The sequence below is a fragment of the Geobacillus sp. WSUCF-018B genome (genome assembly GCF_002809985.1).
Lineage (GTDB): Bacteria > Bacillota > Bacilli > Bacillales > Anoxybacillaceae > Geobacillus > Geobacillus thermophilus.
Map to the genome: position 1 here is coordinate 102,441 of NZ_PIJF01000002.1, position 26,147 is coordinate 128,587.

Annotated in this window: 29 protein-coding genes; 6 read left to right on the plus strand and 23 right to left on the minus strand. The window is 46.8% G+C overall.

All coding sequences use genetic code 11. The features are described from left to right. Positions 1 to 227 precede the first annotated feature (227 nt). The 3 genes from CV944_RS01450 (at position 228) to CV944_RS01460 (ending at position 2,261) form a co-directional block, all read left to right on the plus strand. Positions 228 to 971, plus strand: a complete 744-nt coding sequence (locus CV944_RS01450; RefSeq protein WP_100663772.1) for a ParA family protein — start codon at positions 228 to 230, stop codon at positions 969 to 971. Further along, on the plus strand, positions 968 to 1,291 hold the full coding sequence (locus CV944_RS01455) for a hypothetical protein (protein ID WP_100663773.1): 324 nt from the start codon (positions 968 to 970) through the stop codon (positions 1,289 to 1,291). Before CV944_RS01450 ends, CV944_RS01455 begins: the two co-directional genes overlap by 4 nt. 355 nt (positions 1,292 to 1,646) lie before the next feature. Then, positions 1,647 to 2,261: a hypothetical protein gene (locus CV944_RS01460; RefSeq protein ID WP_100663774.1), complete on the plus strand. Its 615-nt coding sequence runs from the start codon at positions 1,647 to 1,649 to the stop codon at positions 2,259 to 2,261. Positions 2,262 to 2,538: 277 nt separating this feature from the next. Here CV944_RS01460 and CV944_RS01465 read toward each other — a convergent pair whose 3' ends face one another. From CV944_RS01465 to CV944_RS17245, 5 genes are all read right to left on the minus strand, one after another. Next, positions 2,539 to 2,841: a hypothetical protein gene (locus tag CV944_RS01465; RefSeq protein WP_100663775.1), complete on the minus strand. Its 303-nt coding sequence runs from the start codon at positions 2,839 to 2,841 to the stop codon at positions 2,539 to 2,541. A 93-nt stretch (positions 2,842 to 2,934) separates the two neighbouring features. Next, positions 2,935 to 3,942: a DnaB-like helicase C-terminal domain-containing protein gene (locus tag CV944_RS01470; protein ID WP_100663776.1), complete on the minus strand. Its 1,008-nt coding sequence runs from the start codon at positions 3,940 to 3,942 to the stop codon at positions 2,935 to 2,937. Positions 3,943 to 3,959: 17 nt separating this feature from the next. Beyond that, a complete protein-coding gene (locus tag CV944_RS01475) occupies positions 3,960 to 4,697 on the minus strand; it encodes an ATP-binding protein (protein WP_158236216.1) in 738 nt (245 codons plus the stop codon). A gap of 633 nt (positions 4,698 to 5,330) precedes the next feature. After that, the gene (locus tag CV944_RS01480) at positions 5,331 to 6,089 is read right to left on the minus strand and encodes a hypothetical protein (RefSeq protein WP_100663778.1); all 759 of its coding nucleotides are present in this window, start codon (positions 6,087 to 6,089) and stop codon (positions 5,331 to 5,333) included. 13 nt (positions 6,090 to 6,102) lie between these two features. Continuing rightward, positions 6,103 to 6,270, minus strand: coding sequence for a ribbon-helix-helix domain-containing protein (locus tag CV944_RS17245; protein WP_158236217.1), 168 nt, complete (start codon positions 6,268 to 6,270; stop codon positions 6,103 to 6,105). 594 nt (positions 6,271 to 6,864) lie between these two features. Between CV944_RS17245 and CV944_RS01485 the strand changes: the two genes are divergently transcribed. After that, positions 6,865 to 7,452, plus strand: coding sequence for a hypothetical protein (locus CV944_RS01485; protein WP_100663779.1), 588 nt, complete (start codon positions 6,865 to 6,867; stop codon positions 7,450 to 7,452). A 55-nt stretch (positions 7,453 to 7,507) separates the two neighbouring features. Here CV944_RS01485 and CV944_RS01490 read toward each other — a convergent pair whose 3' ends face one another. Further along, positions 7,508 to 7,942, minus strand: a complete 435-nt coding sequence (locus tag CV944_RS01490) for a hypothetical protein (RefSeq protein WP_145994812.1) — start codon at positions 7,940 to 7,942, stop codon at positions 7,508 to 7,510. Positions 7,943 to 8,209: 267 nt separating this feature from the next. Here CV944_RS01490 and CV944_RS01495 point away from each other — a divergent pair, with 267 nt between their 5' ends. Then, complete coding sequence (locus tag CV944_RS01495) at positions 8,210 to 8,536, plus strand: GIY-YIG nuclease family protein (protein ID WP_100663781.1); 327 nt, start codon at positions 8,210 to 8,212, stop codon at positions 8,534 to 8,536. A 117-nt stretch (positions 8,537 to 8,653) separates the two neighbouring features. Here CV944_RS01495 and CV944_RS17825 read toward each other — a convergent pair whose 3' ends face one another. The 6 genes from CV944_RS17825 to CV944_RS01520 all read right to left on the minus strand — a co-directional run bounded on the left by CV944_RS17825 (position 8,654) and on the right by CV944_RS01520 (position 13,014). Then, positions 8,654 to 8,779 (minus strand): hypothetical protein, encoded by a 126-nt coding sequence (locus tag CV944_RS17825; RefSeq protein ID WP_255408619.1) that lies wholly within the window; start codon positions 8,777 to 8,779, stop codon positions 8,654 to 8,656. 256 nt (positions 8,780 to 9,035) lie between these two features. Further along, the gene (locus tag CV944_RS01500; protein ID WP_100663782.1) at positions 9,036 to 9,299 is read right to left on the minus strand and encodes a hypothetical protein; all 264 of its coding nucleotides are present in this window, start codon (positions 9,297 to 9,299) and stop codon (positions 9,036 to 9,038) included. Further along, on the minus strand, positions 9,269 to 9,514 hold the full coding sequence (locus CV944_RS01505) for a helix-turn-helix domain-containing protein (protein WP_100663783.1): 246 nt from the start codon (positions 9,512 to 9,514) through the stop codon (positions 9,269 to 9,271). Before CV944_RS01505 ends, CV944_RS01500 begins: the two co-directional genes overlap by 31 nt. Positions 9,515 to 9,733: 219 nt before the next feature. Beyond that, positions 9,734 to 10,495, minus strand: coding sequence for a succinate dehydrogenase iron-sulfur subunit (gene sdhB, locus CV944_RS01510; RefSeq protein WP_033010649.1), 762 nt, complete (start codon positions 10,493 to 10,495; stop codon positions 9,734 to 9,736). Between the two features lies 1 nt (position 10,496). Next, entirely contained in the window at positions 10,497 to 12,254 is a 1,758-nt protein-coding gene (gene sdhA / locus CV944_RS01515; protein WP_100658965.1) for a succinate dehydrogenase flavoprotein subunit, read from the minus strand. 151 nt (positions 12,255 to 12,405) lie between these two features. Next, a complete protein-coding gene (locus CV944_RS01520) occupies positions 12,406 to 13,014 on the minus strand; it encodes a succinate dehydrogenase cytochrome b558 subunit (protein WP_100658966.1) in 609 nt (202 codons plus the stop codon). Between the two features lie 243 nt (positions 13,015 to 13,257). Here CV944_RS01520 and CV944_RS01525 point away from each other — a divergent pair, with 243 nt between their 5' ends. Next, positions 13,258 to 13,710: a YslB family protein gene (locus CV944_RS01525; RefSeq protein WP_033010653.1), complete on the plus strand. Its 453-nt coding sequence runs from the start codon at positions 13,258 to 13,260 to the stop codon at positions 13,708 to 13,710. 49 nt (positions 13,711 to 13,759) lie between these two features. Here the strand turns inward: CV944_RS01525 and uvrC are convergent, their stop codons facing one another. The 11 genes from uvrC to CV944_RS01580 form a co-directional block, all read right to left on the minus strand. After that, positions 13,760 to 15,532 carry an excinuclease ABC subunit UvrC gene (gene uvrC / locus CV944_RS01530; RefSeq protein WP_100658967.1) on the minus strand — a complete coding sequence of 591 codons (1,773 nt, stop codon included), beginning with the start codon at positions 15,530 to 15,532 and terminating at the stop codon, positions 13,760 to 13,762. Positions 15,533 to 15,538: 6 nt separating this feature from the next. Continuing rightward, positions 15,539 to 16,984: a nucleoporin-interacting protein gene (locus tag CV944_RS01535; protein WP_100658980.1), complete on the minus strand. Its 1,446-nt coding sequence runs from the start codon at positions 16,982 to 16,984 to the stop codon at positions 15,539 to 15,541. A gap of 46 nt (positions 16,985 to 17,030) precedes the next feature. Next, a complete protein-coding gene (locus CV944_RS01540; protein WP_100658968.1) occupies positions 17,031 to 17,954 on the minus strand; it encodes an FTR1 family iron permease in 924 nt (307 codons plus the stop codon). A 27-nt stretch (positions 17,955 to 17,981) separates the two neighbouring features. Beyond that, positions 17,982 to 18,743: a hypothetical protein gene (locus CV944_RS01545; protein WP_198518473.1), complete on the minus strand. Its 762-nt coding sequence runs from the start codon at positions 18,741 to 18,743 to the stop codon at positions 17,982 to 17,984. 93 nt (positions 18,744 to 18,836) lie between these two features. After that, positions 18,837 to 19,598: a glycosyltransferase family 2 protein gene (locus CV944_RS01550; RefSeq protein ID WP_047818825.1), complete on the minus strand. Its 762-nt coding sequence runs from the start codon at positions 19,596 to 19,598 to the stop codon at positions 18,837 to 18,839. Further along, the gene (locus CV944_RS01555) at positions 19,555 to 21,051 is read right to left on the minus strand and encodes an alkaline phosphatase family protein (RefSeq protein ID WP_100658970.1); all 1,497 of its coding nucleotides are present in this window, start codon (positions 21,049 to 21,051) and stop codon (positions 19,555 to 19,557) included. The genes CV944_RS01550 and CV944_RS01555 overlap by 44 nt, the downstream gene beginning before the upstream one ends. Further along, positions 21,048 to 21,980: a lysylphosphatidylglycerol synthase transmembrane domain-containing protein gene (locus CV944_RS01560; RefSeq protein ID WP_100658971.1), complete on the minus strand. Its 933-nt coding sequence runs from the start codon at positions 21,978 to 21,980 to the stop codon at positions 21,048 to 21,050. The genes CV944_RS01555 and CV944_RS01560 overlap by 4 nt, the downstream gene beginning before the upstream one ends. Next, positions 21,970 to 22,914 (minus strand): NAD-dependent epimerase/dehydratase family protein, encoded by a 945-nt coding sequence (locus CV944_RS01565; RefSeq protein WP_100658972.1) that lies wholly within the window; start codon positions 22,912 to 22,914, stop codon positions 21,970 to 21,972. Before CV944_RS01565 ends, CV944_RS01560 begins: the two co-directional genes overlap by 11 nt. Before the next feature lie 318 nt (positions 22,915 to 23,232). Next, complete coding sequence (locus CV944_RS01570) at positions 23,233 to 24,438, minus strand: hypothetical protein (protein WP_021322161.1); 1,206 nt, start codon at positions 24,436 to 24,438, stop codon at positions 23,233 to 23,235. A 204-nt stretch (positions 24,439 to 24,642) separates the two neighbouring features. Then, positions 24,643 to 24,960 (minus strand): thioredoxin, encoded by a 318-nt coding sequence (trxA, locus tag CV944_RS01575; protein WP_011232159.1) that lies wholly within the window; start codon positions 24,958 to 24,960, stop codon positions 24,643 to 24,645. Between the two features lie 151 nt (positions 24,961 to 25,111). After that, entirely contained in the window at positions 25,112 to 26,089 is a 978-nt protein-coding gene (locus CV944_RS01580; protein ID WP_047818828.1) for an electron transfer flavoprotein subunit alpha/FixB family protein, read from the minus strand. Between the last annotated feature and the right edge of the window lie 58 nt (positions 26,090 to 26,147).

A 26,147-nucleotide genomic window follows, 5' to 3' on the forward strand; every position in this document is an offset into this window, starting at 1 on the left:
TTTCTGTTGTTATTAAGTAGTAATCTGTTACGCTCCATAGGTATAAAGCGCTTTTTTCCCATGTCACAAGAAAATTTATATCCTTTGATATGGATTCAATTAATTTTTTAAAACAAAAATCCAAGAAATCTTTACATCTAACTTTTATACTCCCAAATAACTGAAAAATGAATGAAGGACTTTTTCTTTTTTCTATGTAATAAATAGAAAAAAGGTAGGGAATTTCGATGAAAGTGATTTCATGTTTCAATTTTAAAGGTGGAGTTGGTAAGTCAAGTTTATTGATTAATCTTGGCTTAACGCTTGCTTATAGTAAGAAAAAGGTATTATTTGTTGATCTTTGTGAAAACAGTGATACAAATCGACGTCTAGGATATGAAAAAAGTGATTTTGATACTAGTGTATATGGGTGGTTAACCGGAGAATATCCAGTGAATAAAGCGCTTTATGAATATGAACATCAAAGTAATCTCTTATTTATTCCAAGTGATTTCAGAATGAATGATTTAGTCAGTAAAATCCAAAAGAAAAAAGATTGGTATTTGTTATTAAAAGAACAGTTAAATGTCTTTAAAGGTCATATTGACTTTGTACTCATTGATAATCATCCGGGAAGAGGCGATAAACGACATTATCTTAGTCTTGCAGCAAGCGATTTAGTGTTAATTCCTTGTGATGATGATCCATCAACGATTGATGAAACACTGGATTCGATTCAAGCCGTCGAAAGCTTTCGAGAAAACGGTTTTTTAATTGATTATTTTGTGGTTCCGTATCGGCTTAAATCCAAAATAGAACTTGATTATGTGATGAAAGAATTGAAAGATTACAAAATTGCACCACCTATTCGACATACCAGTGCTTTTAAAAATGCGCTAAAGAAAAAACAAACGATTTTCCAGTACAATAGCGTTTATATCGAAAAATTAAGAGAAGATATTTCTTTACTCATCAAGAAGGTGATCGTATGAGTGATTTAAAACCAAAACGAGTAAGTAACTTTCCAGCACCAGAATTGGATCTAAAAGAGATTAAAAATCGACAAGATTATTCCGTTTATAATGTGAATCGAAAACCACATGCAAGAAGCAGCGATCAACGAAAGAAGATTCAATTTTATGTCAATGAACAGCTAGATATATCTTTAGAGATCTATTGTTTAGATACGTTCCAAACGAGAAGTTCGCTGATTCGGAAATTGTTGTACGATTATTTAACAGAAAAAGGAGCGCTTTTATATGGGGATAGCTTGGAATTGGCGAAAAAGCGGATTGAAGAGATGAATCAATAATATCTCATCATCTATATCTCCTCTTTTTGAAAAAACAGGAATGTTTTATACCTCCACCCTCTCCTTACGGAACATGTTCTGCAAGGAGAGGGTGAACGTCATTCATCATCCAAAATCTCTTTCACTAAAAAATGAGCAATACTCCTAATTTCCAATTAAGCAATAAAACGGCAAACGAATATAATCATTTCGAACTCCAAACCGATTTTTTCTTAAGTAAATAATGTTGATTTCTTCTCCGATCTCGGGTTGATTTTCATCACGGAATATGATGATTTCAAGGGGGTATCATTTAAATAGTTGTTTTGCGTAACGAATAATACATAATATAATTTAAGAAAAAAGAGGTGAAAAAATGAGTTCAATCTATTACGCGGTGATCAATCGAAACGAATCAGTTGTTTTTCTAGGAACAAAAGAAGAAATTGAACATGTGCTGAACATGAATATGCAATCCATCCAATCCCATCATCATCTTAAAGTAGAATCATTTGAATTATTTAACTTCGGACAAAAAAGATGGATTCAGCAATTCAAACAAAAAAATGCAGACCAACCATATTTTTATCTTTTTTGCAATCCCGGATTATATAACGACGCCACCTATTATCAATACATTCAATCCAACGAAGCAATGCAAATAAAGGCATTGAAACGTCCTGGTCTTTATCCATGTTTAAGATGCGGCGGGACAGGAGTTTTTGCAAAAAGAAGACCAAACAGAAAATTGTATAGAGGCGCATGCTTTTACTGCAATCAAGGAGAAGTTAGTTGGGAAATTTTTCAAAGACAATTGCAAAACAAAATATCCGTTTTAAAAGACGAACAGGAACGAAAAAAAGATCCCATTTCTTTCTTAATGAAAGAAAATGAAAGGGTTTTTCAGCAATCATTAACCAGAAAAGAAGCAGAAGAATTATATAAGAAACTAAAAAAAATCGATGAAGAAGATGGTAGGGTTCCTTTTTGATTCAAAGACTATTGTACTTGGATCTAATTTTAGTGGCAGAGTTATTTTTGGTTCGCTATGAATCCAAAATAATCTACTACTTTTTTATATAATCCAATATTAGTTTCCTACTTTCTTATCAATAAGACAGTACATGATAAAGACAAGTGAAAAACACGATTGTGCTGCTATTTTTTTAGCGAATATAAGATACGGAGTACAATACTCATGATGATACGCCTGATGATTCGCATATAAAAAAGCACTCCAAACGAGTGCTTTGGATGATCCGTATTTTTCAATCAACAATCTTTTTCACATAACCCATTCGCACAAAGTATTTAGAACTAAAACGATGCTTTCTATAACCAAAGACGAGATATTCGCCATTTAAATACTCTTTTGATTTTAAATTTTTCACTGCAATTTCTCTTAAACCAATGTTAGCAGATTGACCTGTTCCTAGAAGTTCTAAAGTGTAACCTCTTTTTTCTAACTCTTGAGCAATGATTTTTGTTTCTGTTGATTTTGGATACTTGTTATTTAATTCTTTTAAAAACTCGATTTCTTTTTCCACATCTTTTCTTTTAATAGTATTCATATCATTACCCCCTTTGTTTGCCCACGTATTAACTAACATTTAAAAATGTCAAGACCTCCACCCTCTCCCTTCGATAAGGAGGGAGGGAGAAGGTTATTCTTTTTCAAAAATCTCTTGATCTTCAAGTAATTTCATCCATTCCATCGCAATAATTTCTTCGCGTTCTACTTGGATCTGCGGAACTTTCAAATCACCAATTAAACCAATCTGAGGAATAAACGGTAAACGAACAAGTTTTTCTGCAATTCCAAATCGGTTTTTCCTTAAGTAAATATTGATTTCTTCTCCTACTTGCGGTGGATTTTCATCTCGATAGATAATCATTTCAAGAGATGTGTCGTGTAGCAATTGTCCAGCGTAACGCAATTTTGCCCGTTTTGGATCTGGTTTTTGTGTTTGTTGATCTGTTACTTGACTAAGCAGTACGACTGCGACATCTTTTGCTACTTTTACTGCTTGACTAATGGTTTGAGATGCATTATTGTAAGCCCATGATTCATTACCGGATTCATCAATTCTAATGATTTGAAAGTAATCCACATAGATGATGTCGAATCCTTCCTCTTTTGCCGTTTGAATGCGTTCCGCCAATTCTTCTGCTGTGTAACGATGATCATCGATAAACAGTTTATCTTTTACTACACTCGCTAGCCGTTTTGCTTCAATACGAACATCTTCTATTTCTGACTTTGGAATATTAAAGAAACGCCATTTTTCGTAACTCGATGGCTGATCGATCCATTTTTTTGATTTTTGATCTTTCTCTTTTCCTAAATCTAATCGTGCTAGAAGTTTCTCTGCAATAATTTCTTTGGTTAACTCCTGACTAATGACAAGCACTTTATAACCTTGAAACGCCTGATGCAGACTCATCATTTCCATAAAAGTTGTTTTCCCGTTACCGCTTTTTCCAGCGAGGATGGTAAAGAATCCTCGCCAGAGTCCGCCTCCAGTCAAATCATCAATTGCTTTATAACCTGTTGGAATTGGCGCTTTGCTTTGTTTTTTTTCGGTATAATGTTGATCGATAATTTCTTCTAACGTATATGCCCGTTTTTGCTGTTTTTGTTCTTTATTTGAAACTTTTTTTACTTGTTTCATATAAATCCCCCCAATCTTTAAAACAAACGATCTAATGCCGGATTTTTTTCTTCTTGCCGCAAATCCACCGGCTCGAAGATGTATTCTTTTAGATTTTCTGCTTTATAGAGAACGCTAAACAAACGCGGATCTTCTTGATATTTTTCTTTATTATCTTCTGTTGTGTTGTTGGTTGTGACAATAACAAGACCTTCGAATGCTCGGATTAAGTCGTTGTATGCTTTCGATATTTTTTCGATGTAAATTGGCGAATCGCTTGAAAGTTCGGCGGCAAAGTCATCAATCACAAGAATTTGCTTATTTTTAATTTCTTCAAAAATTTGATCCAATGCGGTTTTATCATTGAAATGAAAGACGGCTTTTTCAAACGATGAAGTGGGTAAAAAGTAACTTTTGATTTCTTTTCTCGCCGCAAGGTAAATGAGTGTGGTTGCAAAAGCGGTTTTCCCGCATCCAGGCTCGCCGACTAAAAAGATTCTGCTTGGCGCTTTTGGATTGATTAGTTCTTTTAAATTAGATTCCATTTGTTTTAGCAAATCTTTGTAAAGAATGTATTCGTCCAATCCTTTTTTTCGATTGTAAATTTTAATGTCTTTCATGTTTTCGAAATCCAAGATGTTTTTTTCGTCCGCACCAGATAATTTAAAAATTTGAAACACTTGATATTCCATGGCACATTGACACTTTCCAGTGAAGGCGCGCGCCGCCGGATCGTACAGCCAGCCCGCCACGCAATTTTGATTAAACACACACATATTGATCAACCCCCTTATTTTGTTAGAAACCATCATTCATGTTTGTTGTTTTTTGTTTCATTCCACCATTTTGTGTAAATGACGGATTTTTGATCTATCCTACATTTCGTTTTTTTGATTTCCAATTATTTAAGATGTGGTTTTTGTTTCATCTTTCATATTGCTAGAACAATAGATAAAGCTTGTCCAACCATTTTTGCTATTTTTTCATTGGAATGATAAAACATCATGATTGGATTTAAAATTAAAAAATGATGCCATTTTGTTAAAATTTAAGCCGTTTCTTTAGGATTTTAACCATTATGATGATTTTCATTTGTTTTCATCCTTCACGTTGCTAAAATCCTAAAGATGTTGTTGATCCAACCGTTTTGTTTTTTTGACTAAACAATTAAACCTGGATGGTGAAGCGAAAGCTTCACCATGGCTTTTATGTTTCCAACATACAGCTAGATCCGTGGATTTAAATTGTATCCATCATTCTAGTTAAATGTTTTGATTTTAACCTTTAAGCCTTGCAAAGCGTTAGCTTTGCCATCTTTTATGGTTTATGTTAAAATAAACTATAGATGTTAACGTAAACTTTAGGATTTTCACATTATGTATGATTTTTGCTTCATCCTTGGATGAAATTTATTCCTGTTCATTTTGTTTGAACAAATCTCTTATGTTGGATATGGATCTAACATTTTTTGTTGCACCTTTTGATTTTTCTGTTATCCTTTTATTAGTAGAAGTTACGTCATCGTTTTTGTTTTTATTTTGAGTCGATTTCATCGACTCATTTTTATTTTTTGTTTTTCCTTTCATTTTGCTAGAGTCATAGATGTTTGTTTTTTTCGAATCATTTTTTGTGTTGCTTTTTATATATATATCTGTTGTATTATCTGGTATAGGTTTGGTCAACTTAACCCGATCGTCGGTGCAACTCGACCCGTTCCATTTGGTCAAATTGACCTGATCCATTTGGTCAATTTGACCAGATCGATCGGTCATATCTTTCTTTTCGGTTTCTTTGTCCATCAGTTGTTCAAACACTTCATAATTGATGCGATACCATTTACTTTTGTCGAAGCCCCTTTTGTTGTAGTTTCCTACAATCAATAAGTTCATTTTTTCTAAATTTTTGATGGTACGCTTGATGGTTGCTTCCGACCAGAAAGGAAATTGTTCTTGCCACTTTGCATAAGAGTTAAACACCCACACATGACCGTCACGAACATTTTGACTTTTATCCAACCAATAATGGATCTGTTGCAAAATGATCGCTTCATTTAACCCAATTACTTTTGCGATCGTCGGTGATACTACCAAAGGTGGCTCATCAAACAAGTATTTGCTTCTGAAATTCTTCATACACATCACTTCATTTCTATGAAAATTTGTTTCCACGTTTCATCGCTTCTCATTTTGTTTCATCCTCCTTTTGGATTTTTAGAAGATCATAAATATAACTTTCCAAAATCGCTTGAATTGTTGTTTCATTTTCTGCAGCATACAATTTTAAACGTTTGCGAACTTCACTTGGGACGTACACGCGAATGGTCGGCATATCTTGTTTTAATTGTTTCATGTTTATCCCCCCTTTCGCTTATATGCCCATTTCATTTGTTAAAATTTAAGGATTTTTTGAAAATCCCTTTACGTTTCATTGTTATACGTTATATGTTATACAACTTAATTATAAAAATAGTCTTGTCCATTTGCAAGACGTTTTACATCCTTTTTTGAATTTTTTTCATCGCTTTTTTATATCATAATCCAATTTTTTGCATTGTCAACATTTTTTGTACATCCATATGGATTATTCGATATCGATACAATAGAAGAGGTTTGCTTCGATTTCTTCCCATTCCTCTCTTAAGATTTCTTCGATCGTATCTTGTTGGAAGATTTCTCTTTGACATTCTTCACACACCATTTTCTGTACTGAATCGATCGCAACAAACACATGTATTCATTTTTTCGCCCCCTTTCTCTTTTTTATACATCCACACCCAATTTTTGTAAATCATATTTTTTTTTCACATGTTCGTGGAAGTGTGCAGGTTTAAAGCACAGAACATTTATTTTTTACCTTTTTGAAGAAAAGGTACTTGATTTTTCCATAAATATAGGACTATGTTAGTGATATGGGAAAGGAAAAGAACGGAGAAAAGAAAGAGAAATGGGTAAGTTTATCGTTATTGTTGTAGTTTGGTATCTTATCTATCGAACTCTAGGTCATACACCTAAATATCCCCTCTCTTGCGAGAATGGTGGTTTGTATGACATGTGTGATTATCCAGAAGATTACAGGATCAATCTTTTTGGATGGATATGGTTGTTTACACCCATCTGGTTTCCATTGGTTATGATCATTATAAGAAATTGGGAAAAATGGAAACGTAAAGTCATCGCTTGTCTTGGATTCATTGGAATAAGCGTGATGGTGTATTTGTCTTTCGTCGATTCTTCTCCTTTTATTTTCACGCCGACCGAGTTAAAAGAGAAAATTGGAAAACAGGTAAAGGATGCTTATTCTAATTATTTTGAAGGAGTTAAATTAAAAGGAGATCATTACGAGCAAGTGATCATTCAGTTCAATCCAAAATTTGATCGATTAAAAGGAAAAAAGCAAAAAGAAATTTACGATCATATCTCACTTGAAATCGTCGATGATCTATGGAAGAAATTTAGTCAGCAACCAAAATACGTCGATAATGAAACAAGAATAAAAGGAGAAGATCAGCAGGAAGTTGAAGATCATCCTTAAATGTGGATGTTTAAATTTTAATTCAAGAAAGAAGAAGGCAATCTCGCCTTCTTTTTTATTCCTTGTAAGCTTCTTCTTTGATTTTACTCCAATCCCGAATGATCGTTTGGACCTTTTCGTTGGCAAATTCGCTTGCTTTTCTTAGCAGCTTTTGTTTTCTTGCTTCTTGCTGTTCTTCTGTCATTTGATAATGAGAAGGATCATGGTACAAGTTTTTTAGGAAAAATTGATATGCTTTCTGTTGTAAGATTGTAAAGACCTCTTCCATGTTTTGAATTTTATCAACCCGTTTGATTAAAATTTTCTGATTTACCCCAAATACTTCTCGGTGTTTTTTCCCTTCATATTGATGTTTTTCTTTACGTACATTTCTTGTTTTGATCGAATCGTAGATCCATACATATAGATACTTTGGAATGATATTTCCATTTTTATCACGTACATTCCCGCCACCGCGGGAAACAAACCAACCTTTTGTTTCTTTATTCATTCCAATCTCCCCCTTTTTTCTTTTGATAACCATTTATTCCCATTCCCTTTTCTCTTACTTTATACCTCCACTTTTCTAATTTGTCAACAAAATTTTCCAATTTCCCTTTTATCGCGATGGATGCTTTGAAATGATCGAGAAAGAAAGGAGAAGAAAAAAATTTTTTTGGAATAGAAAAGTATAAAAAAAACGATGGCGGAAAAAAATATAATCAGAAACATAACATATAACACAAAACATTATAAAACACACGGAGGTTGATGTAAAATGATGTTGAAAGCAGTTCCAGGGGTTTATGCGATCATCAATCGCAACAATCGCAAAATGTATATCGGGAGAAGCAAAAACATTCTCGCTCGCTGTGAAGCACATGCATGGAAACTGAAAACAGGAAATCACGGCTGCGATGAGTTGCAGGAAGACTTTGATTTTGGTAATCAAATTGATTTTGTGGCTTTGTTAGAAATGCCAGGAGCAAGTAATGAAGAGCTGAAAGAGATGGAGCAACATTTTATTTACATTTTCCAAACGTACGATCGTGAACATGGTTACAACAAAAACAAACGACCGACCTCAGCGTCGATTGCCATTTAAGTTGATTGCCATTTGAACAAAACACCGCCGAAAATCCGGCGGTTTTATACATTTCATGAACACAAAACAATGAAGTTTCTTTCCTTGAAAAAAGCTTTGAGCTTAATGCCCAAAGCCTTAGCGTTTATAATATTCTAATTCTAACTCTCGTTCGATATTGTCTTCGATAAGAAGAATTTTCCCTAATTCCAATTCTTCCAGCTCTTTCGCCATTTGTTCTAATCTTTTTTCTTCCATTTTCATCTCTATTGCAATTTCTTTATTCCATGTTTTATAATTATTGTAAATGTATTCAAGTTTTTCAAGTTGAGCGGCAGTGTATGGTCGCTCTTTTTGTGTTACTTCATATCCTTTTTGGATCCAACGTTCCCTTTTTCTTCTTCCTCTTTGTTAAACATCCACTTTTCATCCATGGACAATTCCCCCTTGTTAATTTTTTACACCTAATTATACCATTTATTTCCATTTTTATGCAAAAAACATAAAAAAATAAGAGGCATTATGCCTCGATTTTTTCAAGATGACTCATGAAGTGAGAATATAGTCCGAATAAGTTTTGGTACAAATGAAAACTGATCTTCGGGATCGTGATTCCGTAATGTTGCCGGATATAAAGACGAACATGTTGAATAAATTGCTTTCCTTGCGTTTTATTGAGAATGGATGTTGGTGTAAAAGGATGTAAGTCATCCCACTTGATATCATGCCGAATGGCGATAATCGTGAAAAACATCAATTGCCAAAGTTCTTCTTCCAGATCCAAACGATCAACCTCCTTTTACCTTTATTATAACACATTTTACCAATATTTATGTATTCAAAATACATTACGTTCGAAATATGGTTGCGAACGGTTTTTTCACTGATGAACAGTTCTTTGGCGATTTCCTTCGTCGTCTTATCTTGCACGAGCAATTCGAAGACTTCTTTTTCTCTCTTTGTCAGCAGCGGCTTCGATTGAAACGATTGATCCTTCAACGGTGGTAACCCTCCTTGCTCTCAATGGGCCCGAACTGCCGGATGGGTATTTCCTCGCCATATCGTATGTGAGAGCAAGGGCGGCGGTGACGAAATTTTGCTTATCTAATAGAAAAATAGGTCTTTTTTTCGCCTCCCCACCTGATCAAAGACAAGGGGGCTGGGCAAGCGCAAAATCCCCTCCATGGCTGGCCACGGAGGGGATGAGAGGTTCAACTGTTACGCTTCGTCGCTGCCAAAGAAATCGCGGAACATTTGGATCGTCGTGTCGCGGTTTAACGCGGCGATTGACGTCGTCAGCGGAATGCCTTTCGGGCACGACTGCACACAGTTTTGCGAGTTGCCGCAGTTGGCCAAACCGCCGTCGCCCATAATCGCCCGCAGCCGCTCGGCTTTATGCATCGCTCCGGTCGGATGGGCGTTAAACAGCCGCACCTGCGACAGCGGCGCCGGGCCGATAAAGTTCGACTTGCTGTTGACGTTCGGGCACGCTTCAAGACAGACCCCGCACGTCATGCATTTGGACAGCTCGTACGCCCATTGCCGCTTCCGCTCCGGCATGCGCGGACCCGGACCCAAGTCGTACGTTCCGTCGATTGGAATCCATGCTTTGACGCGTTTTAGCGCATCAAACATCCGGCTCCGGTCGATGACCAAGTCGCGGATGACCGGGAACGTGCGCATCGGCTCCAGGCGGATCGGCTGCTCTAATTTATCAATGAGCGCCGCACATGCTTGCCGCGGCTTTCCGTTAATGACCATCGAGCAGGCCCCGCACACTTCTTCCAAACAGTTCATTTCCCAGGCGACCGGCGTCGTTTTTTCCCCTTTGGCGTTGACCGGATTGCGGCGAATTTCCATGAGCGCCGAAATAACGTTCATGTTCGGGCGGTACGGAATGACAAACTCCTCTTCATATGGAGCGGAATCCGGACGATCTTGGCGCGTGATGATGAACCGAACCGTTTTGTTTTCGCTCATCTTACTTCACTTCCTCTTTCTTTTTGCTGTAGTCGCGTTTGCGCGGCTTAATCAACGAGACATCGACATCTTCGTAATGGAACGCCGGACCGTCTGGCGTATAGCGGGCCATCGTCGTTTTCAGCCATTCTTCGTCATTGCGCTCCGGAAACTCCGGCTTGTAGTGCGCCCCGCGGCTTTCGTTGCGATGGTACGCGCCGAGCGTAATGACGCGGGCAAGCTGGAGCATGTTGTACAGCTGGCGGATAAACGTCGCCCCTTGGTTGCTCCATCTCGACGTATCGGTGACGCTGATGTTTTTATACCGCTCCATCAGCTCTTGAATTTTCTCATCGGTCTTCAGCAGCCGGTCGTTGTAGCGGACGATCGTCACGTTTGCCGTCATCCATTCACCGAGCTCTTTATGCAGCACGTAGGCGTTTTCCGTGCCGTCCATCGCCAAAATGTTTTCCCATTTTTCCTGCTCTTGTTTGACATAACGGTCGTACAGCGTCGACGGCATCGCATCGGCCGATTTCTCGAGGCCGCGGATGTAGCGGACTGCATTCGGGCCGGCGACCATTCCACCGTAAATCGCCGACAGAAGCGAGTTTGCCCCGAGACGGTTGGCGCCATGAATGGAATAATCGCACTCACCGGCGGCAAACAGCCCTTTGATGTTCGTCATTTGGTCATAGTCGACCCATAAGCCGCCCATCGAGTAGTGAACGGCCGGGAACACCTTCATCGGCACTTTGCGCGGGTCTTCGCCCATGAACTTCTCGTAAATTTCGATAATGCCGCCGAGCTTAACATCCAACTCTTTCGGATCTTTATGTGACAAATCCAAATACACCATGTTTTCGCCGTTGATGCCGAGCTTCAAATCGACGCAGACGTGGAAAATTTCCCGTGCGGCGATGTCGCGCGGCACCAAGTTTCCGTAAGCCGGATATTTTTCCTCAAGGAAGTACCACGGTTTCCCGTCTTTATACGTCCAAACGCGGCCGCCTTCCCCGCGCGCCGATTCGCTCATCAACCGAAGCTTGTCATCGCCCGGAATGGCGGTCGGGTGAATTTGGATGAACTCGCCGTTCGCGTAGTAAACGCCTTGCTGATAGGCGATGGAAGCCGCCGATCCGGTATTGATGACCGAGTTCGTCGATTTCCCGAAAATGATCCCCGGGCCGCCGGTCGCCAAAATGACGGCATCGGCAGGGAACGCTTTAATTTCCATCGAACGCAAGTCTTGCGCGACAATGCCGCGGCAAATTTGTTCGTCATCCAAAACGATCCCTAAAAATTCCCAATGCTCATATTTCGTCACAAGCCCCGCTACTTCATGGCGGCGCACTTGTTCGTCAAGCGCATACAAAATTTGCTGTCCGGTCGTCGCCCCGGCGTACGCCGTGCGGTGGTGCTGCGTCCCGCCGAAACGGCGGAAATCAAGAAGCCCTTCCGGCGTGCGGTTGAACATGACGCCCATCCGGTCGAGCATGTAAATGATCCCTGGCGCCGCCTCACACATCGCTTTGACCGGAGGCTGGTTCGCCAAAAAGTCGCCGCCGTAGACGGTATCGTCAAAGTGTTCCCACGGCGAATCGCCTTCCCCTTTCGTGTTGACCGCTCCGTTAATGCCGCCTTGGGCACAGACGGAGTGAGAACGCTTTACCGGAACGAGCGAAAACAACTCAACAGGCACTCCTGCTTCGGCGATTTTAATCGTGGCCATCAAACCGGCCAACCCGCCGCCGACAACGATGATTTTTCCTTTTTTCATGGCTACTCACTCCCTAGAAAATTGCTGCTTTTGCTTCAATGTCCCTCGGTTTGCCTCTGTCGATCAAGCGTTCGTTCGACAAACGGCTGCAGCGCGATCCATCAAGAGCCAACGCAGCGGTTCATGTCATCCAACAGCTGAAATCAATTTTTTACGCAAAAGCCAAAATGGCGCGAATGCCGACAATCGAAAGCGCGACAAAGATGATCATCGTAATGTACGTGAACACTTGCTGTGAACGAGGGGATACCGTTAAACCCCAGCTGACGAAGAACGACCATAAACCGTTGGCGAAGTGAAAGACGGTCGACAAAATGCCGATAATATAAAACCAAAGCATAAACGGATTATCGACAATATTGGCCATCATATCATAATTCACTTCAGCGCCAAACGCGGCTTTCACCCTTGTTTCATACACGTGCCAGACGACAAAAATCAATGTGATAATGCCCGTAATCCGCTGAAGCATGAACATCCAGTTGCGGAAATAGCCGTACTGGCGCGTGTTGAATTTGGCTGTAAACACGATGTAAATGCCGTATACCGCGTGGAACAGCAATGGAAGGAAAATAATGAAAATTTCCAAAAAAATACGGAACGGCAAGTTTTCCATAAACGCAGCCGCCCGGTTAAACGCTTCCGGCCCGCGCGTCGCAAAATGGTTGACGACCAAGTGCTGCACTAAAAACACCCCAACGGGGATAACCCCGAGCAGCGAATGGAGCCGGCGATAATAAAACTCGCGATTCCCTGCCATTATGTAAACCCCCTTTAACGTAAGTAAAAATAAATTCCCCTCGTTACAGGATGGAAATAGAAACGCCTTCCATTTCCATCTTGCATTTGTCACATTCATTGTACTCCCACATTGTACAAGCGTCAAGAAAACATCGTCACAAAGTGTTCAAACATTCTCCGTTCACGTTTTTTGCAAGAAAGAGAGTGCATGCCGGCAGCTGTTTGGCTATAATGGGAAAATGGATAGAAAGAGGGGAACATGATGAGACAGCCATCATTGGAAAAACAGTACGAAACATTTCGATCAATTACCCAATCGGCGTTTGGTGCTGAGCTGCTCCGCCATTCGCTTCTTCCCGAGCTGCTCGGCAAAAACGCCCCGTCCCTTTTATACTGGGCGGGCAGACAGTTGGCGCGTCGCTATCCGCTTCGCGACTTGGAACAAATCGCCGCTTTTTTTGAGGAGGCCGGCTGGGGAACGCTGACGGCCGGCGAAGAACGGAACGACGAGCTGCCCATCGAGCTGTCCGGCTCTATCATCGCCGCTCGCTTTTCCTTGTACGGCAGCTGCTCGTTTCAGCTCGAAGCCGGATTTCTTGCCGAACAGATTGAGCAGCAAAAACGTCTTGTCACCGAAGCGGTTGAACTGCCGGCCAAGCGAGCCGGCCAGGCGCGCATTTTAGTCAAATGGGACCGGAAGCAGCCCATCGAGTAACGAAAGGGCGTCCCGGCTCGGCCGGACGCCCTTTCGTTTCCGTTTGCAGTTATTCATGCAGCTTCTCATAAATCTTCTCCGCCACCGCCCGCGGAATGTTCGCCTGTTGCAGCTCTTCCACCGTCGCCTCTTTCATCTTTTTCACCGAGCCGAAATAATTCAAGAGTGCTTTTTTCCGCTTTTTCCCAACACCCGGGATGTCATCAAGCACGGAATGGAACATCGTCTTCTGCCGCGCCTGGCGGTGGAACGTGACCGCAAACCGGTGCACTTCGTCTTGAATGCGCTGCAATAAATAAAACTCTTGGCTTTGCCGGTCAAGCGGCACGACCGTTGGCGGGTCGCCGACCAAAAGCTCAGATGTGCGGTGTTTTTCGTCTTTCGCCAGCCCGGCCAGCGGCACATCGAGGCCAAGCTCGTTTTCCAATACATCCCGCACCGCCGACAAGTGGCCTTTACCGCCGTCGATGATGATCAAATCGGGAAGCGGCAATCCTTCTTTCAACACGCGCGTATAGCGGCGGCGCACAACTTCGCGCATCGTTTCATAATCGTTCGGTCCCGCCACTGTTTTTACCTTATATTTCCGGTATTCTTTTTTCGCTGGCTTGCCGTCAAGGAACACGACGAGCGCCGAGACCGGATCGGCCCCGTAAATGTTCGAGTTGTCAAACGCCTCGATGCGGCGCGGCGCTGGAATGCCGAGGCGCTCTCCGAGACGCTCGATGGCTTTGATCGTCCGTTCTTCGTCCCGCTCGATGAAATAAAATTTTTCTTTCAGAGCAATGGCCGCGTTTTGGCTCGCCAGCTCCACAAGCTCTTTTTTCTTCCCTTTTTTCGGCTGGACGACGGCTACGCCGAGCAATTCACGGGCAAGCTCCCCGTCAATGTCGGACGGGAGGACGACTTCTTTCGGCTTCAAATGATGCGCTTTCGCATAAAACTGGCCCAAAAACGTCAGCATTTCCTCATCCGGGTCTTGGTAAAGCGGGAAGATCGACACGTCGCGCTCAATCAGCTTTCCTTGGCGGAGGAAAAACACTTGCACGCACATCCAGCCTTTGTCGTACGCATAGCCGAATACATCGCGGTCGATGAAATCATTGAACATCATTTTTTGCTTTTCCATCGTCATCTCAATCGCCGCGATTTGGTCGCGGTATTCTTTCGCCCGCTCAAATTCGAGCGCTTCCGCCGCCTCGTGCATTTTCTCGGCCAACTCCCGCTTTACGTCTTCATAGCCGCCGTTTAAAAAGCGGACGATTTGTTCAACCATCGCCTTATTTTGTTCGTCCGACACCGGGTTGACGCACGGGGCGAGGCATTGGCCCATATGGTAATACAAACAGGCGCGCGAAGGCATCGTCGAACATTTGCGGAGCGGATACAAACGGTCGAGCAGCTTTTTCGTTTCGTTCGCCGCCTGCACGTTCGGATACGGGCCGAAATATTTGCCGCCGTCTTTTTTCACTTTGCGGGTGATGAGCAAGCGCGGATGTTGTTCCGCGGTGATTTTAATAAACGGGTAGCTTTTATCATCCTTGAGCATGACGTTGTATTTTGGATCATGCTTTTTGATCAAATTCATCTCCAAAATGAGCGCTTCGGCGTTTGACGAGGTGACGATGTATTCGAAATCGGCGATTTCCTCCACAAGCCGCTGCGTTTTGCCATCATGCGTCCCGGTAAAATACGAACGGACGCGCGCCTTCAACGACTTCGCCTTGCCGACGTAAATGACCGTTCCGTGTTTGTCTTTCATTAAATAGCAGCCCGGCTGTTCCGGGAGCACGGACAGCTTTTCCTTCAGCCGCTCGTTCATTGGCCATCACCTCACTGCTCCATCAACCCATTCGTACAGCGTAATCGTCCCATACACCGGATCAGCAAGCAAACTGGAACGATACGTTTTCACTTTGCGCACATGGCGGGAAACATCGATCCCTTGAGCCTCGAACCCTTGGACAACGTGATTGGTCATATATATCGCAGCATGGCGGTAGTTTTCTTTGTCTTGCAAAAAGAAGGAAAAATGGAGCACGTCTTTATGTGGAAAGGGCACGTTCAAATAGTCTAGGACGCGCGTCTCTTCCCACGTATATACCACAAACGGCTGCCGTTTGTCACGCAAATCGTCGGCAAGCTGATACACTGCCGGCGGCGTCTTTGCCTGCTCGCGCAACAGCCCGATGCCGATTGTAGACTGCAGCATCACCACTGCCGCGGCAAGAACAAACCGCCATGTCCGGGGCGCGGCCAGCAGCCGCCCCCACACGAAAACGAGCGCAATGTGAACGAGCGGAAGGAGATGACGCGGCTTGTCAATGTTTTGTCCGAAAAGCGCCCACAAAGCATACAGCAACGCGGAAACGACAAGCGGGCGCGGAAGCCCCAACCGCCCCGCGCGCCAGGCGATGGCGCCGACCACTGCATAGGCAGCCAGCAGCCAAGCATTTCGGCTGGCCATGCCGGTCCAAAGAAAGTTGTCAAGGACAAAGCGGCACACCCGCTCCCAAAATGGAAGAGGGCTCGCCGCCGCCGTTCCGCCCCATTCGCTGAAATGACCGGCAACAAACGCAAAGCCAAGCTTGAAAAACGGCCAAAGGCCGCCTTCCGTCGCCGCGACCGCCGCCACCCAAACAAATTGAAAGGCGGCCGCCGCCAACAGCGATGCCGCCACGCGGCCGAGGCGGCGGTGCGTTTTCCAGTCTTCATGCCAAAGGATCAACAACGCGGCAGCAAACGGGGCATAAGACAAACGGATGCCCATGAGGATGCTAAACAACGCGGACGGCCAAAGCTGCGCCGGCCATGTCATTCGCCGCCGCGCCCATTCCACCGCCCATATGTACCACCAAAGCACGCCAAGCGCCGCGCCGTCCGACATCGGCCGGGCGGCGGCCAGGAGCACATAGCTTGAAGAGAGCACGGCCAAAGCGGCGAGCAGCGCCGCCGGGAGCGAAACGTTCCGGCGCAGCAGCCAAACGAGCGGAAAAACGGCGGACAAGAGAACGAGAACATTCAACACGGAAAGCGCCTTAGCCGGATTGGCGATGGCCGTGTGAACGGCCATGCCGCCTAAAATGAAATACGGATAGCCGGGAAAATGCGGCTGCATGCCTAACAAGTCGTAGCGCTCAAGCGCCAGCGCAAAATCGACTTCATCCCATGTGGCCGCATACGGGCTTGCCCAATACAACGCGGCGCCGGCCAAAACGGCGGCCAGCCCGATGCTGAAACAAAGCCAAAGCCGGTCGTGCAGCAGTCGTTTCACGAGATTCCCTCCAAAGAAAAAATACAAGGCGCAGCGCCTTGTACCTTTACAGAATGCCTTTCGTCTTTTCCTTAAGCGCCGCTGCCGACGGGTGCTCTTTGCTGTTCTTTTGGCCTTGGCGGCTCGTCACGAGCAAGTAAATCACGACAAAATAACCGATATAGGCGATCATTTCCTCAAGCGACGGCATCGACGAGTAGCCGAACAGCGCTTTTAAAAAGACGCCGACTTCACCGGAGAAGATGGGGGCCACACCGTGGTCGCGCAAATAATGCTCATAATCGATCGGGTGTTCCGGAAGCAGCCATGTCAAATCATATACATGCGGCATGACGCTGCCAATGAGGCCAATGTCCTGCATCATCGAAATCGCTTGCACGAGCAACCCGGCAGCAATGAGGACGATAAAAGCGCCGGTCACCTTAAAGAATGTCTTGAGCGGGATGCGCATCGTTCCCTTAAAGAAGAAGTAGCTGACCAAGGCGGCGATGGCCATGCCTGTCGCGGCTCCCCAGCCTTGCAGCGCCGCGCCGATGTTGCCGTGTGTGATGGCGGCGAAGAAAAAGACGGTTTCCACCCCTTCGCGCAACACGACTAAAAACGAGTGGATGACCATGCCGGCGACATTGCCGGCTGTGATGAACTGATCCATTTTCCCTTCGACGCTTTTTTTTATGTCCTGGCTATGCTCGGCCATCCAAAACACCATTTGCGTCAAAAGCAACGCGGAGACGATCATGATGCCGATTTTTAAGTAGATTTCACTTGCCATCGCAGCGAAGCCGGTCAACACGACTTGAAACAAAATAGCGACACCGACGCTGGCGGCCACCGCCAAGGCGGCGCCAAGCCATACGTATTTCGTATACTCGCGATGGTTCACCCGTTTCAAATACGACGTAATAATCCCGATAATAAGCAATGCCTCGAGCGCTTCGCGAAACGTAATGAGCAGCGCTTGAACTTCCATGCCCCCGCCTCCCCCTTCACAAGTAGACTAAGTCCGTTTCCGACGCCGTACATAAATCAAGACAGCGCCAATGATGATCGCAACGATCACAATGAGAGGAATCCAGTTTTTCAATTCTGACAAGTCGGTCCATTCCTTTTTTCTCACTTCATCCGGTTTTTCCGTGGCGCTTTCCGAAAAATGGCCAACTTCTAAGCTTTTCAAACCGAATTGCTTCTGCAGCGCCGTTAAAATCGTCTCTTTGCTTTGTTTAAACGCATTGATGTCCGATTTTTTCTCCCCGACGCCGAACAGCCCCGGATTGCCAAGCGACTGAAGCGCCTTGTCAAACTCGGTGCGCAGCTGTTTGTCAAGCGCAGGGTCTTTCCCTTGGATGATTGGCGACAGCGCCTCATACGTCGCAAACGCCTTCGCCAACAGCCGCTTGCTCGTGTCGTACTGATCAAAGTTCGCCTCAATATTGTCCAAACGTCGGGCGATATTGAGCACTAAAATGTTTTCCATGTCTTTGATCACCGCCTGGCGGTCCTTCGCTTCGATGGCTGCAAGCACGGCCTTGGACGGCTCAGGTCCCATATGCATGTCGATTTCTTCTTTTACGGTTTCGAAAATTTCCTTCGCTGCGGCAAAGTTCGGCGGCTGCTCGTTCAACTTTTCTTTCATCTCTTTATACGCCTCAGCAACCGCCTCTTTGTTCGGGTCTCCATACGAATAGGCGAACGCTTTCAGCGGAATGAGATTGAGAATAATGATCACTGCTATGTAAAAAAAGAAACGGGATGTTTTCACGTTTCTGCCCCTCCTATCAAGATCAATGATAATCATTATCATCATCGTTGTCAATATAGAAAAAAACGGCCGGCGGCCAGATGCGGCCGCCCCTCACGAACAATGGCGCTCCCGCTCCAAAGAAAGCACATGCGCTTTGGGGTCAATGACAGCTTTTTTGACCGGGCGGCGCATTTCCTTCCAGATGGCTGGAATGACCGCGGTTATATAGGCGGTGAACTTGATGAACGAGCGGCCGGTCGTCCGCACTTGATAGCGGATCGGCACTTCTTTCAAGCGAAACCCTTTGCGCACTAAATTGAGCGTCAGCACTTGGGCGTAATTGTAATCATGAATGATTTCCGCCTCTTCCATCGCTTGGCGGGAAAACGCGCGCATCCCCGACTGTCCGTCATACAGCCGCTGTCCGAGCAGCAACGACTGCAGCCAAGTGAACAAATAATTCCCAAGGCGGCGATGCCATTTCATGCCGCGAATCGTGCCAAGGAAGCGCGAGCCGATCGTATAGTCCGCTTCACCGGTGAAAATCGGCGCCAAAAGGTCAGGAATTTGTTCCGGCGGATATTCGTTGTCAGCATCGATCATCACGCCGATATCCGCGCCAAGACGGACACACTCTTCAAGCCCTCGCCGCACCGCCGCACCGAGGCCGCGGTTTTCCGGCCAGCGGCAAATGTAGTCCGCTCCCGCTTCTTTCGCCGCTTCAGCGGTCCGGTCGGTTGACCCGTCATCAATGACCAAGACGCTGACCTCTACATCGGGATGGAAATGACGCGGAATGCGGCGGATGACATCTCCAATCGCTTCTTCTTCATTGTGCGCCGGCAAAAAGACGATGACGCGCTGCTTCTTCATCGCTCTCCTCCTTTCTCATCGCCTCGATCAAAACCGGACCACGGCTATGGCTCGGATACGGCGCGCCGAGCAAATAGGCGATCGTCGGCGCCAGCGAAACGAGGCTTTTTTTCTCATCGACTCGTTTTCCTGCCTCAATCGCCGGGCCGTATAGAAAAAACGGCACATACCTCTCCCCTTCATCGAGGTGGCCGTGGCCGCCGATGCCATCCGCTTGGCCATGGTCGGCGCAGACAATCAATGTCGCGCGCTCGAGCTCGCCCCGTTCCTCAAGCCAGCCGACAAACTCCGCGATCAACGCGTCGGCTTCTTCAATTTTTTCGATATACTCGTCATACAGCACACCGCGGCTATGGCCGGTCTGATCGGTGGCGATCAATTGCACGACAAGCAAGTCTGGGTGCTGCTCTTCCACAATGCGTTTCGCCCGCTCGATGATATAACGGTCGGCGAGGTCGTTCGGCATGACGGCCGTCACCGTTTCGACATCGTCGCCGAACGAATCGACCAAATGAGCGATGCCAAGCAAGCGGCCGGTTTTTCCGATTTTCCGGAGCGAATCGAAAATCGTCTCCACTTTCGCCCCAAGCTTCCATACCATATTGGACCGGATGCCGTGCTCAAACGGATACGTCCCCGTCAGCATCGAGGTGAAGCAAACGACCGTGCGCGCCGGATAGACGGTTTCCATTTGCGCAAATTCCGTCCCTTGCGCGCGCAGCCGCTTTAAAAACGGGGCGTTGGCCGCTTCAAACCGGTCTTTGCGCATGCCATCAATCACGATGACATACACTTTGTCACTGATCGGCGCGGTGGGACTCGGCACATTGTTCGTATAAGTCGGAATGATCTCCGGCTGCCAGTCGAACAAATTCCGATGCAAAATCCATGAAAACAGCCACACCCCAGCGGCAAACAGCCAAAGCGCCCCGCACAGCGGCGCCAAAGCCGTTCCTTGCTCGATCTGCCGTGAAGCGTATTCCCATACGGACAAAAGAAGAAAACATTTTGGCAGCTGCTCTTGGGCGTTGCCGCTCGTCGAATCGCTGTTTTTCAGCACCAGCTTCCAAAAGCGGGTGAAATTCCACCACGACGTGCCGATGCGCAAATGGTAATACAGCGTCCCCCAAAAAAAGACGGTAAAGAAAAAGTAAAGCCCCGACGCCAACAACAACAACGACGCATCAGCGAACGACCAAACGATGAGAAACACGACATAAGGGATCCATAAATAATTGCGCAAAAACAATGGATAATCGTAGACATAGTAGATGACAAACAGCGGCAACGCCGCCGCCAGACCGAGCAGCCACCCCCATGAGCCGCCCATCCAATCAGCGGCATGGTAGATCATCATCGTTCCCACGACAAAAATCGGCGTGAACGGTTTCCCTTCGTTCAACAAATTCCAGCAGCGCGCCGCGATTTTTTCGAATCGTGATGCTTCTTTCATCGCCTCTCCCTTTCCTTTCTCCATACGCTCCGCACCGCCTGCCAGTCGGACCGCCAAAACCACAATACCGCGGCACCAGCGGCGTAAGAAAACAGAAATTTAAAGGCATGTGTCAACACCGCGGCCATATACGCCACATCCCACGGTGCACCAACCGTAGTTAAGGCAAACCCCATCACCGCCTCATACGTTCCGAGTCCACCGGGAGCGATTTGGGCAATTTGTCCGGAAACGGTCGCGCTGTTTGCCCACACCGCCTGTCCAAAGGAAAGCGGGATGCCGACTGCTTTCGCGATCACGCCAATGACGGCCGCTTCACACAACCAGCTCGCCGCCACAGCCGCAGCGATCTCCACACCGCGGCGGCCCTGCAACACCGTCCGCCACCGGCGCCATAACCGTTCGAGGCGGAGCGGACGGCGAAACACGATCACGGTCAGCATGAACCCGGCCGCAACGGCCGCTGCCAAGAGAGAAATGCGGGGAATGTAATGCATATACGCATACATCCCAATGACAGTCAATCCACCAAGCACCGCCATATCAAGGAGCCGCATCACCGCCACCGATTCAATGGCCTCGCTGGCTGAAACACCGGGCTGGCGGGCAAGCAAAGCCATACGCACAGCATCACCGATTTTCACTGGGGCTAGATGGTTAACAAACAAACTAAGCAGCACGGCACGCCAATAAACAGAGAAGGCGATTGGCTTTCCGACATATCGCTTCCACGCCCACGCCCGCAGCCAAAACGACAAGCCATATACGAAAGCAGCGGCAGCCATCTCGATCGGGCGGCTGACTAGCCTGGATAGATGATGGAGCATCTGCCGGCCGTCAAAGTAGCGGTATGTCAACCAAGCGGAAAAGAAAAGAAGCGCGAGCCCAGCTGCTTGCAACGCCGCTTTAGCCGCCGGTTTACCGCTCATATTCGCGCGCCCACGCCACCGTGCGGGCGAGCCCTTCGGCAAACGCCACCTTCGGCTTGTAACCAAACGCCCGCTCCGCCTTCGTGATGTCCGCCCATGTCGCTTTCACATCGCCTTTCCGCTCCGGCGCGTGCACGATTTTCAGATCGGGAAAGTGCTTCCGCAACTCAGCGAGCAGCTGCTCCATGGTGACGGGCGCCCCGGCGCCCAAGTTGAACACTTCGCTTCGCCCACCGCTGCGGTGAAGTGCTGCGATCATGCCCTCCACAATATCATCGATGTACGTATAATCACGCGCCGTTCCTTTGCCATATACGACAATCTCCTCGCCCGCCAGCAATCGGCGCAAAAACGTGCCGATCGCCATATCCGGACGACCCCACGGCCCGTAAACGGTGAAATAGCGAAAAATCGTCATTTGATAACCATATAAATGAGCATAAGCATGACAAAACGACTCCGCTCCGTATTTCGCCGCCGCATACGGCGAAACGACGCGGCCGTCAGCCATCTCTTCCCGGAGCGGGACGTTGCCGCGGTCGCCGTACACCGATGACGATGAGGCAAACAGCACATGCGCCACCCCCGCTTCCCCCGCCGCCGCCAACACATTGACCGTCGCTTTGATGTCATAATCGATATACGCGAGCGGCTCCTCGAGGGAATACGGCACGCCCGGCAGCGCCGCCAAATGGTAGACGACATCGGGGCGAAACTGGCTGAACCAACGCTTCGTCGCTTCCCCATCAAGCAAGTCGAAGCGGGCAAGCGGCACCCGGCCGCCGGTGAGCGCGTGAAACTGCCGCTCCTTCCGCTCAACAGGATAGTACGGATGAAAACAATCGATCGCTGCCACTTCATGACCTTGTTCATGCAGACGAGCGGCCAAATGACTGCCAATAAATCCGGCTCCTCCAGTAACAACGATTTTCAACGGTTTCACCCCATTACAAAATGGACTATCCATCAGCATCTTACCACAGCCGCTCGGAAAAGTCGCGGCGCCATGAAAAAAACCAAACGTTTCCGGACAGACGGCTGCCCTGAAGACACACAAGCTGCCTGACATCCACCATCGAGCACTCTGCCGACATCAAATCTGCTGCCTCCTTCGTCATACAAGAGGGTGTCCCAAAAGGATCGGGACACCCTTTCTTATTACGTATATAGGTATAAAACAATCATTAAGAAACAATATGTTGTGCTTTGTTAAGGAAAATTACCCTTTTGGGTCATCCCCTTGTTTGCTAGGTTATTTCGCTTTTTCAATCACTTGTTGCAGGGCGGCTTCAATTTGCGGCAGCCATTTGTCACCCTCAGCTTTGTTTTTTGCCTTTGCCGCCTCTAGGTAGCGTGTCGCCTGTTCGTTCAAGTCGGTGTATGCTTTGTCGCCAAGCAGCGTTTTGATATCCTGTTCGATCATGTTAATAAAGAGCGCGCCTTCTAAGGCGGTGATCACCGACTTGTCTTGCCCCCAATTTTCTTTGCTTTCTTCATATTCGTGAAGCGCCACTTTCGCCCATCCGCGCACGAACGCATGGTTCACCGCTTTCGGATCGAGCGTTTTGACATCGGTTTGCAGGTCAAACTGTTTCAAAATGTAGTCCGCCTCCTCCGCGGCATGCCGTTTCATATACGGATAGACGGACTGATAAAACGCCCAGCCTTCCGCCTGCTCCACTTTGGCTTCTTCGGCGTTTTCCTTGGCCGCAGCCGCCGCCTTCGCCGCATAGCCGTGCGGCAGCGCTCCGCTCGCTAAATAGAATGTTTTCATCAATGTTTTGTCCACGACTTGCTTGCCGAGGGCAAATGAGAGCGCATCATCGTTTTGGACCGCTTGCTCCATTTGGGCAAACGCCCCGTTGATCGCGTCAACCAACTTCGTTCCGTAAGCCGCATCGCGCTTTTCCACGGTCGACTGCAAAATCGCGTAAAAGGTTTTGGCTTCCTCAAGCTCTTCCTTTACTTCTTCCTTATTGGCCCAATGTTCTTCTGCTTCGGTAAACTCATGCTTGATCGTCGTGTAAAACACTTTTTGCATCAGCTTGTCAAAAATTTGCTTGACAACCAACGGCTCAAGCGACCCGTCTTTGCCGGCGGCCAGTGCGTTGGTAATATGTTGGTCAAGCGTATCTTCAAATTCCGCGTCACGTTTTTGTACAAGCGGCTGCAGCTTTTCTTTGTAGATGCTCTCCACTTTGCCGAAGTCGACCGCCCCGCCTTGCTTCGCCTTCTCAAGCTCCGCGAGCGCTTCGCTGAACGCTCCCGCATAATCGACTTCCGCTTCTTCCTTCTCGTTCTCCGCCTTCTCTTCCTCTTTCGGCTTTTCTTGTTTTTCCACAGCCGTTTGGTTGCTGCTTTCTTTTTCTGTCCCCGCCGTCTGTTTGCTCTGGCCGCACGCGCCAAGCGCCAACGCCGCGGCGGCGAACACGGCGAGCCACTTCCATTTCAATGACATTATGTATCCCCCCGTTCACACATCCAAAAAATGATAATCAATATCAATACAATAAGATTATAATAGAAAATGAATTTCAATGTCAACACATGATGAAAAAGAGAGGACTCCCCTCTTGCTGAAAATCCTCTCTTCCTGGCTGATCACACCTTAAATAAAAAAAATCCAGAGGCTTCTTCCCCTCTGGATTTCCTTCTTTCTCCGTTATGACACATGTTTGCCAACCAGCTGCACAAGCGCCTCTTTCGGCTGATAGCCGATCGCTTTATCGACAAGTTCGCCGTTTTTGAACACGAGCAGCGTCGGGATGCTCATGACGCCGAACTTCGACGCTGTTTCTTGGTTTTCATCGACATTCACTTTGACGATTTTCACTTTGTCGCCCATTTCGCGGTCAAGCTCTTCCAGCACCGGAGCGATCATGCGGCACGGTCCGCACCATGGCGCCCAAAAGTCAACGAGCGTGAGGCCGTCTTTCGTCTCTGCGGCGAACGTTTGGTCAGTGGCGTTGACAATCGCCATATGGATTCCCTCCCATCTTCTTGAATGCTGCAAGCAAAGTATACCATGGAATGCATGTCGGCGCGAATGTTTTGCTTCGTTTCTACTATTCGCTTTTGCCGCGGAATTTATCCGTCAAAAAACGGGCGGCTGCAGCCGCCCGTGTTGTTCATTACGAATGCACTTTCAGTTTTTTGAACTCTTCGGTGAGGAGCGGAACGACTTCGAACAAATCGCCGACAATGCCGTAGTCCGCGACTTTAAAGATGTTGGCTTCCGGGTCTTTGTTAATGGCGACGATGACTTTCGAGTTGGACATCCCCGCTAAATGCTGGATGGCGCCTGAGATGCCGCAAGCGATGTAAAGGTCCGGCGTGACGACTTTTCCCGTTTGCCCGATTTGCAGCGAGTAGTCGCAATAGCCGGCATCGCACGCCCCGCGCGAAGCGCCGACCGCACCGCCCAACACTTCGGCGAGCTCTTGGAGCGGCTTAAAGCCTTCGGCGCTTTTGACGCCGCGGCCGCCGGCGACGATCACTTTCGCCTCCGTCAAGTCGACGCCTTCCGCCGTTTTGCGGACGACCTCTTTGACAATCGCGCGCAAGTCTTTGATCTCGACGGCGAGCGCTTCCACGCTGCCTGAGCGCGACTCGTCGCGCTCAAGCGGCGCGATGTTGTTCGGACGCACGGTCGCGAAGATGATGCCATCGGTGACGATTTTCTTTTCAAACGCTTTTCCGGAGTAGATCGGACGCGTGAAAACGATGTTGCCGCCCGCCTCTTCGACGGCGATGACGTCGGACACAAGGCCGGCGTCGAGCTTGATGGCCAATTTCGGCGACAAGTCTTTGCCAAGCGCCGTATGGCCGAAGACGATGCCTTCCGGCTGCTCTTTGTCAATCACGGCTTTTAACGCTTGCGAATAGCCATCTGATGTATAAAATTTCAAATTCGGATGTTCGATGACGACGACGCGGTCCGCACCGCGGTAAATGAGTTCGTTCGCATGCGCCTGCACTTGGTCGCCGACGAGCACCGAGACGACTTCCCCGCCTTCGGCGATCGTTTTGGCGGCCGCAATAGCCTCAAACGAAACGTTCCGCAGCGATCCGTCCCGCACTTCTGCTAAGGTCAATACTTTACGTGCCATGTTTCAGTCCCCCTATCCTTTGATTCCCCGTTGTGCTTCATCCGAACGCCGACAGCGG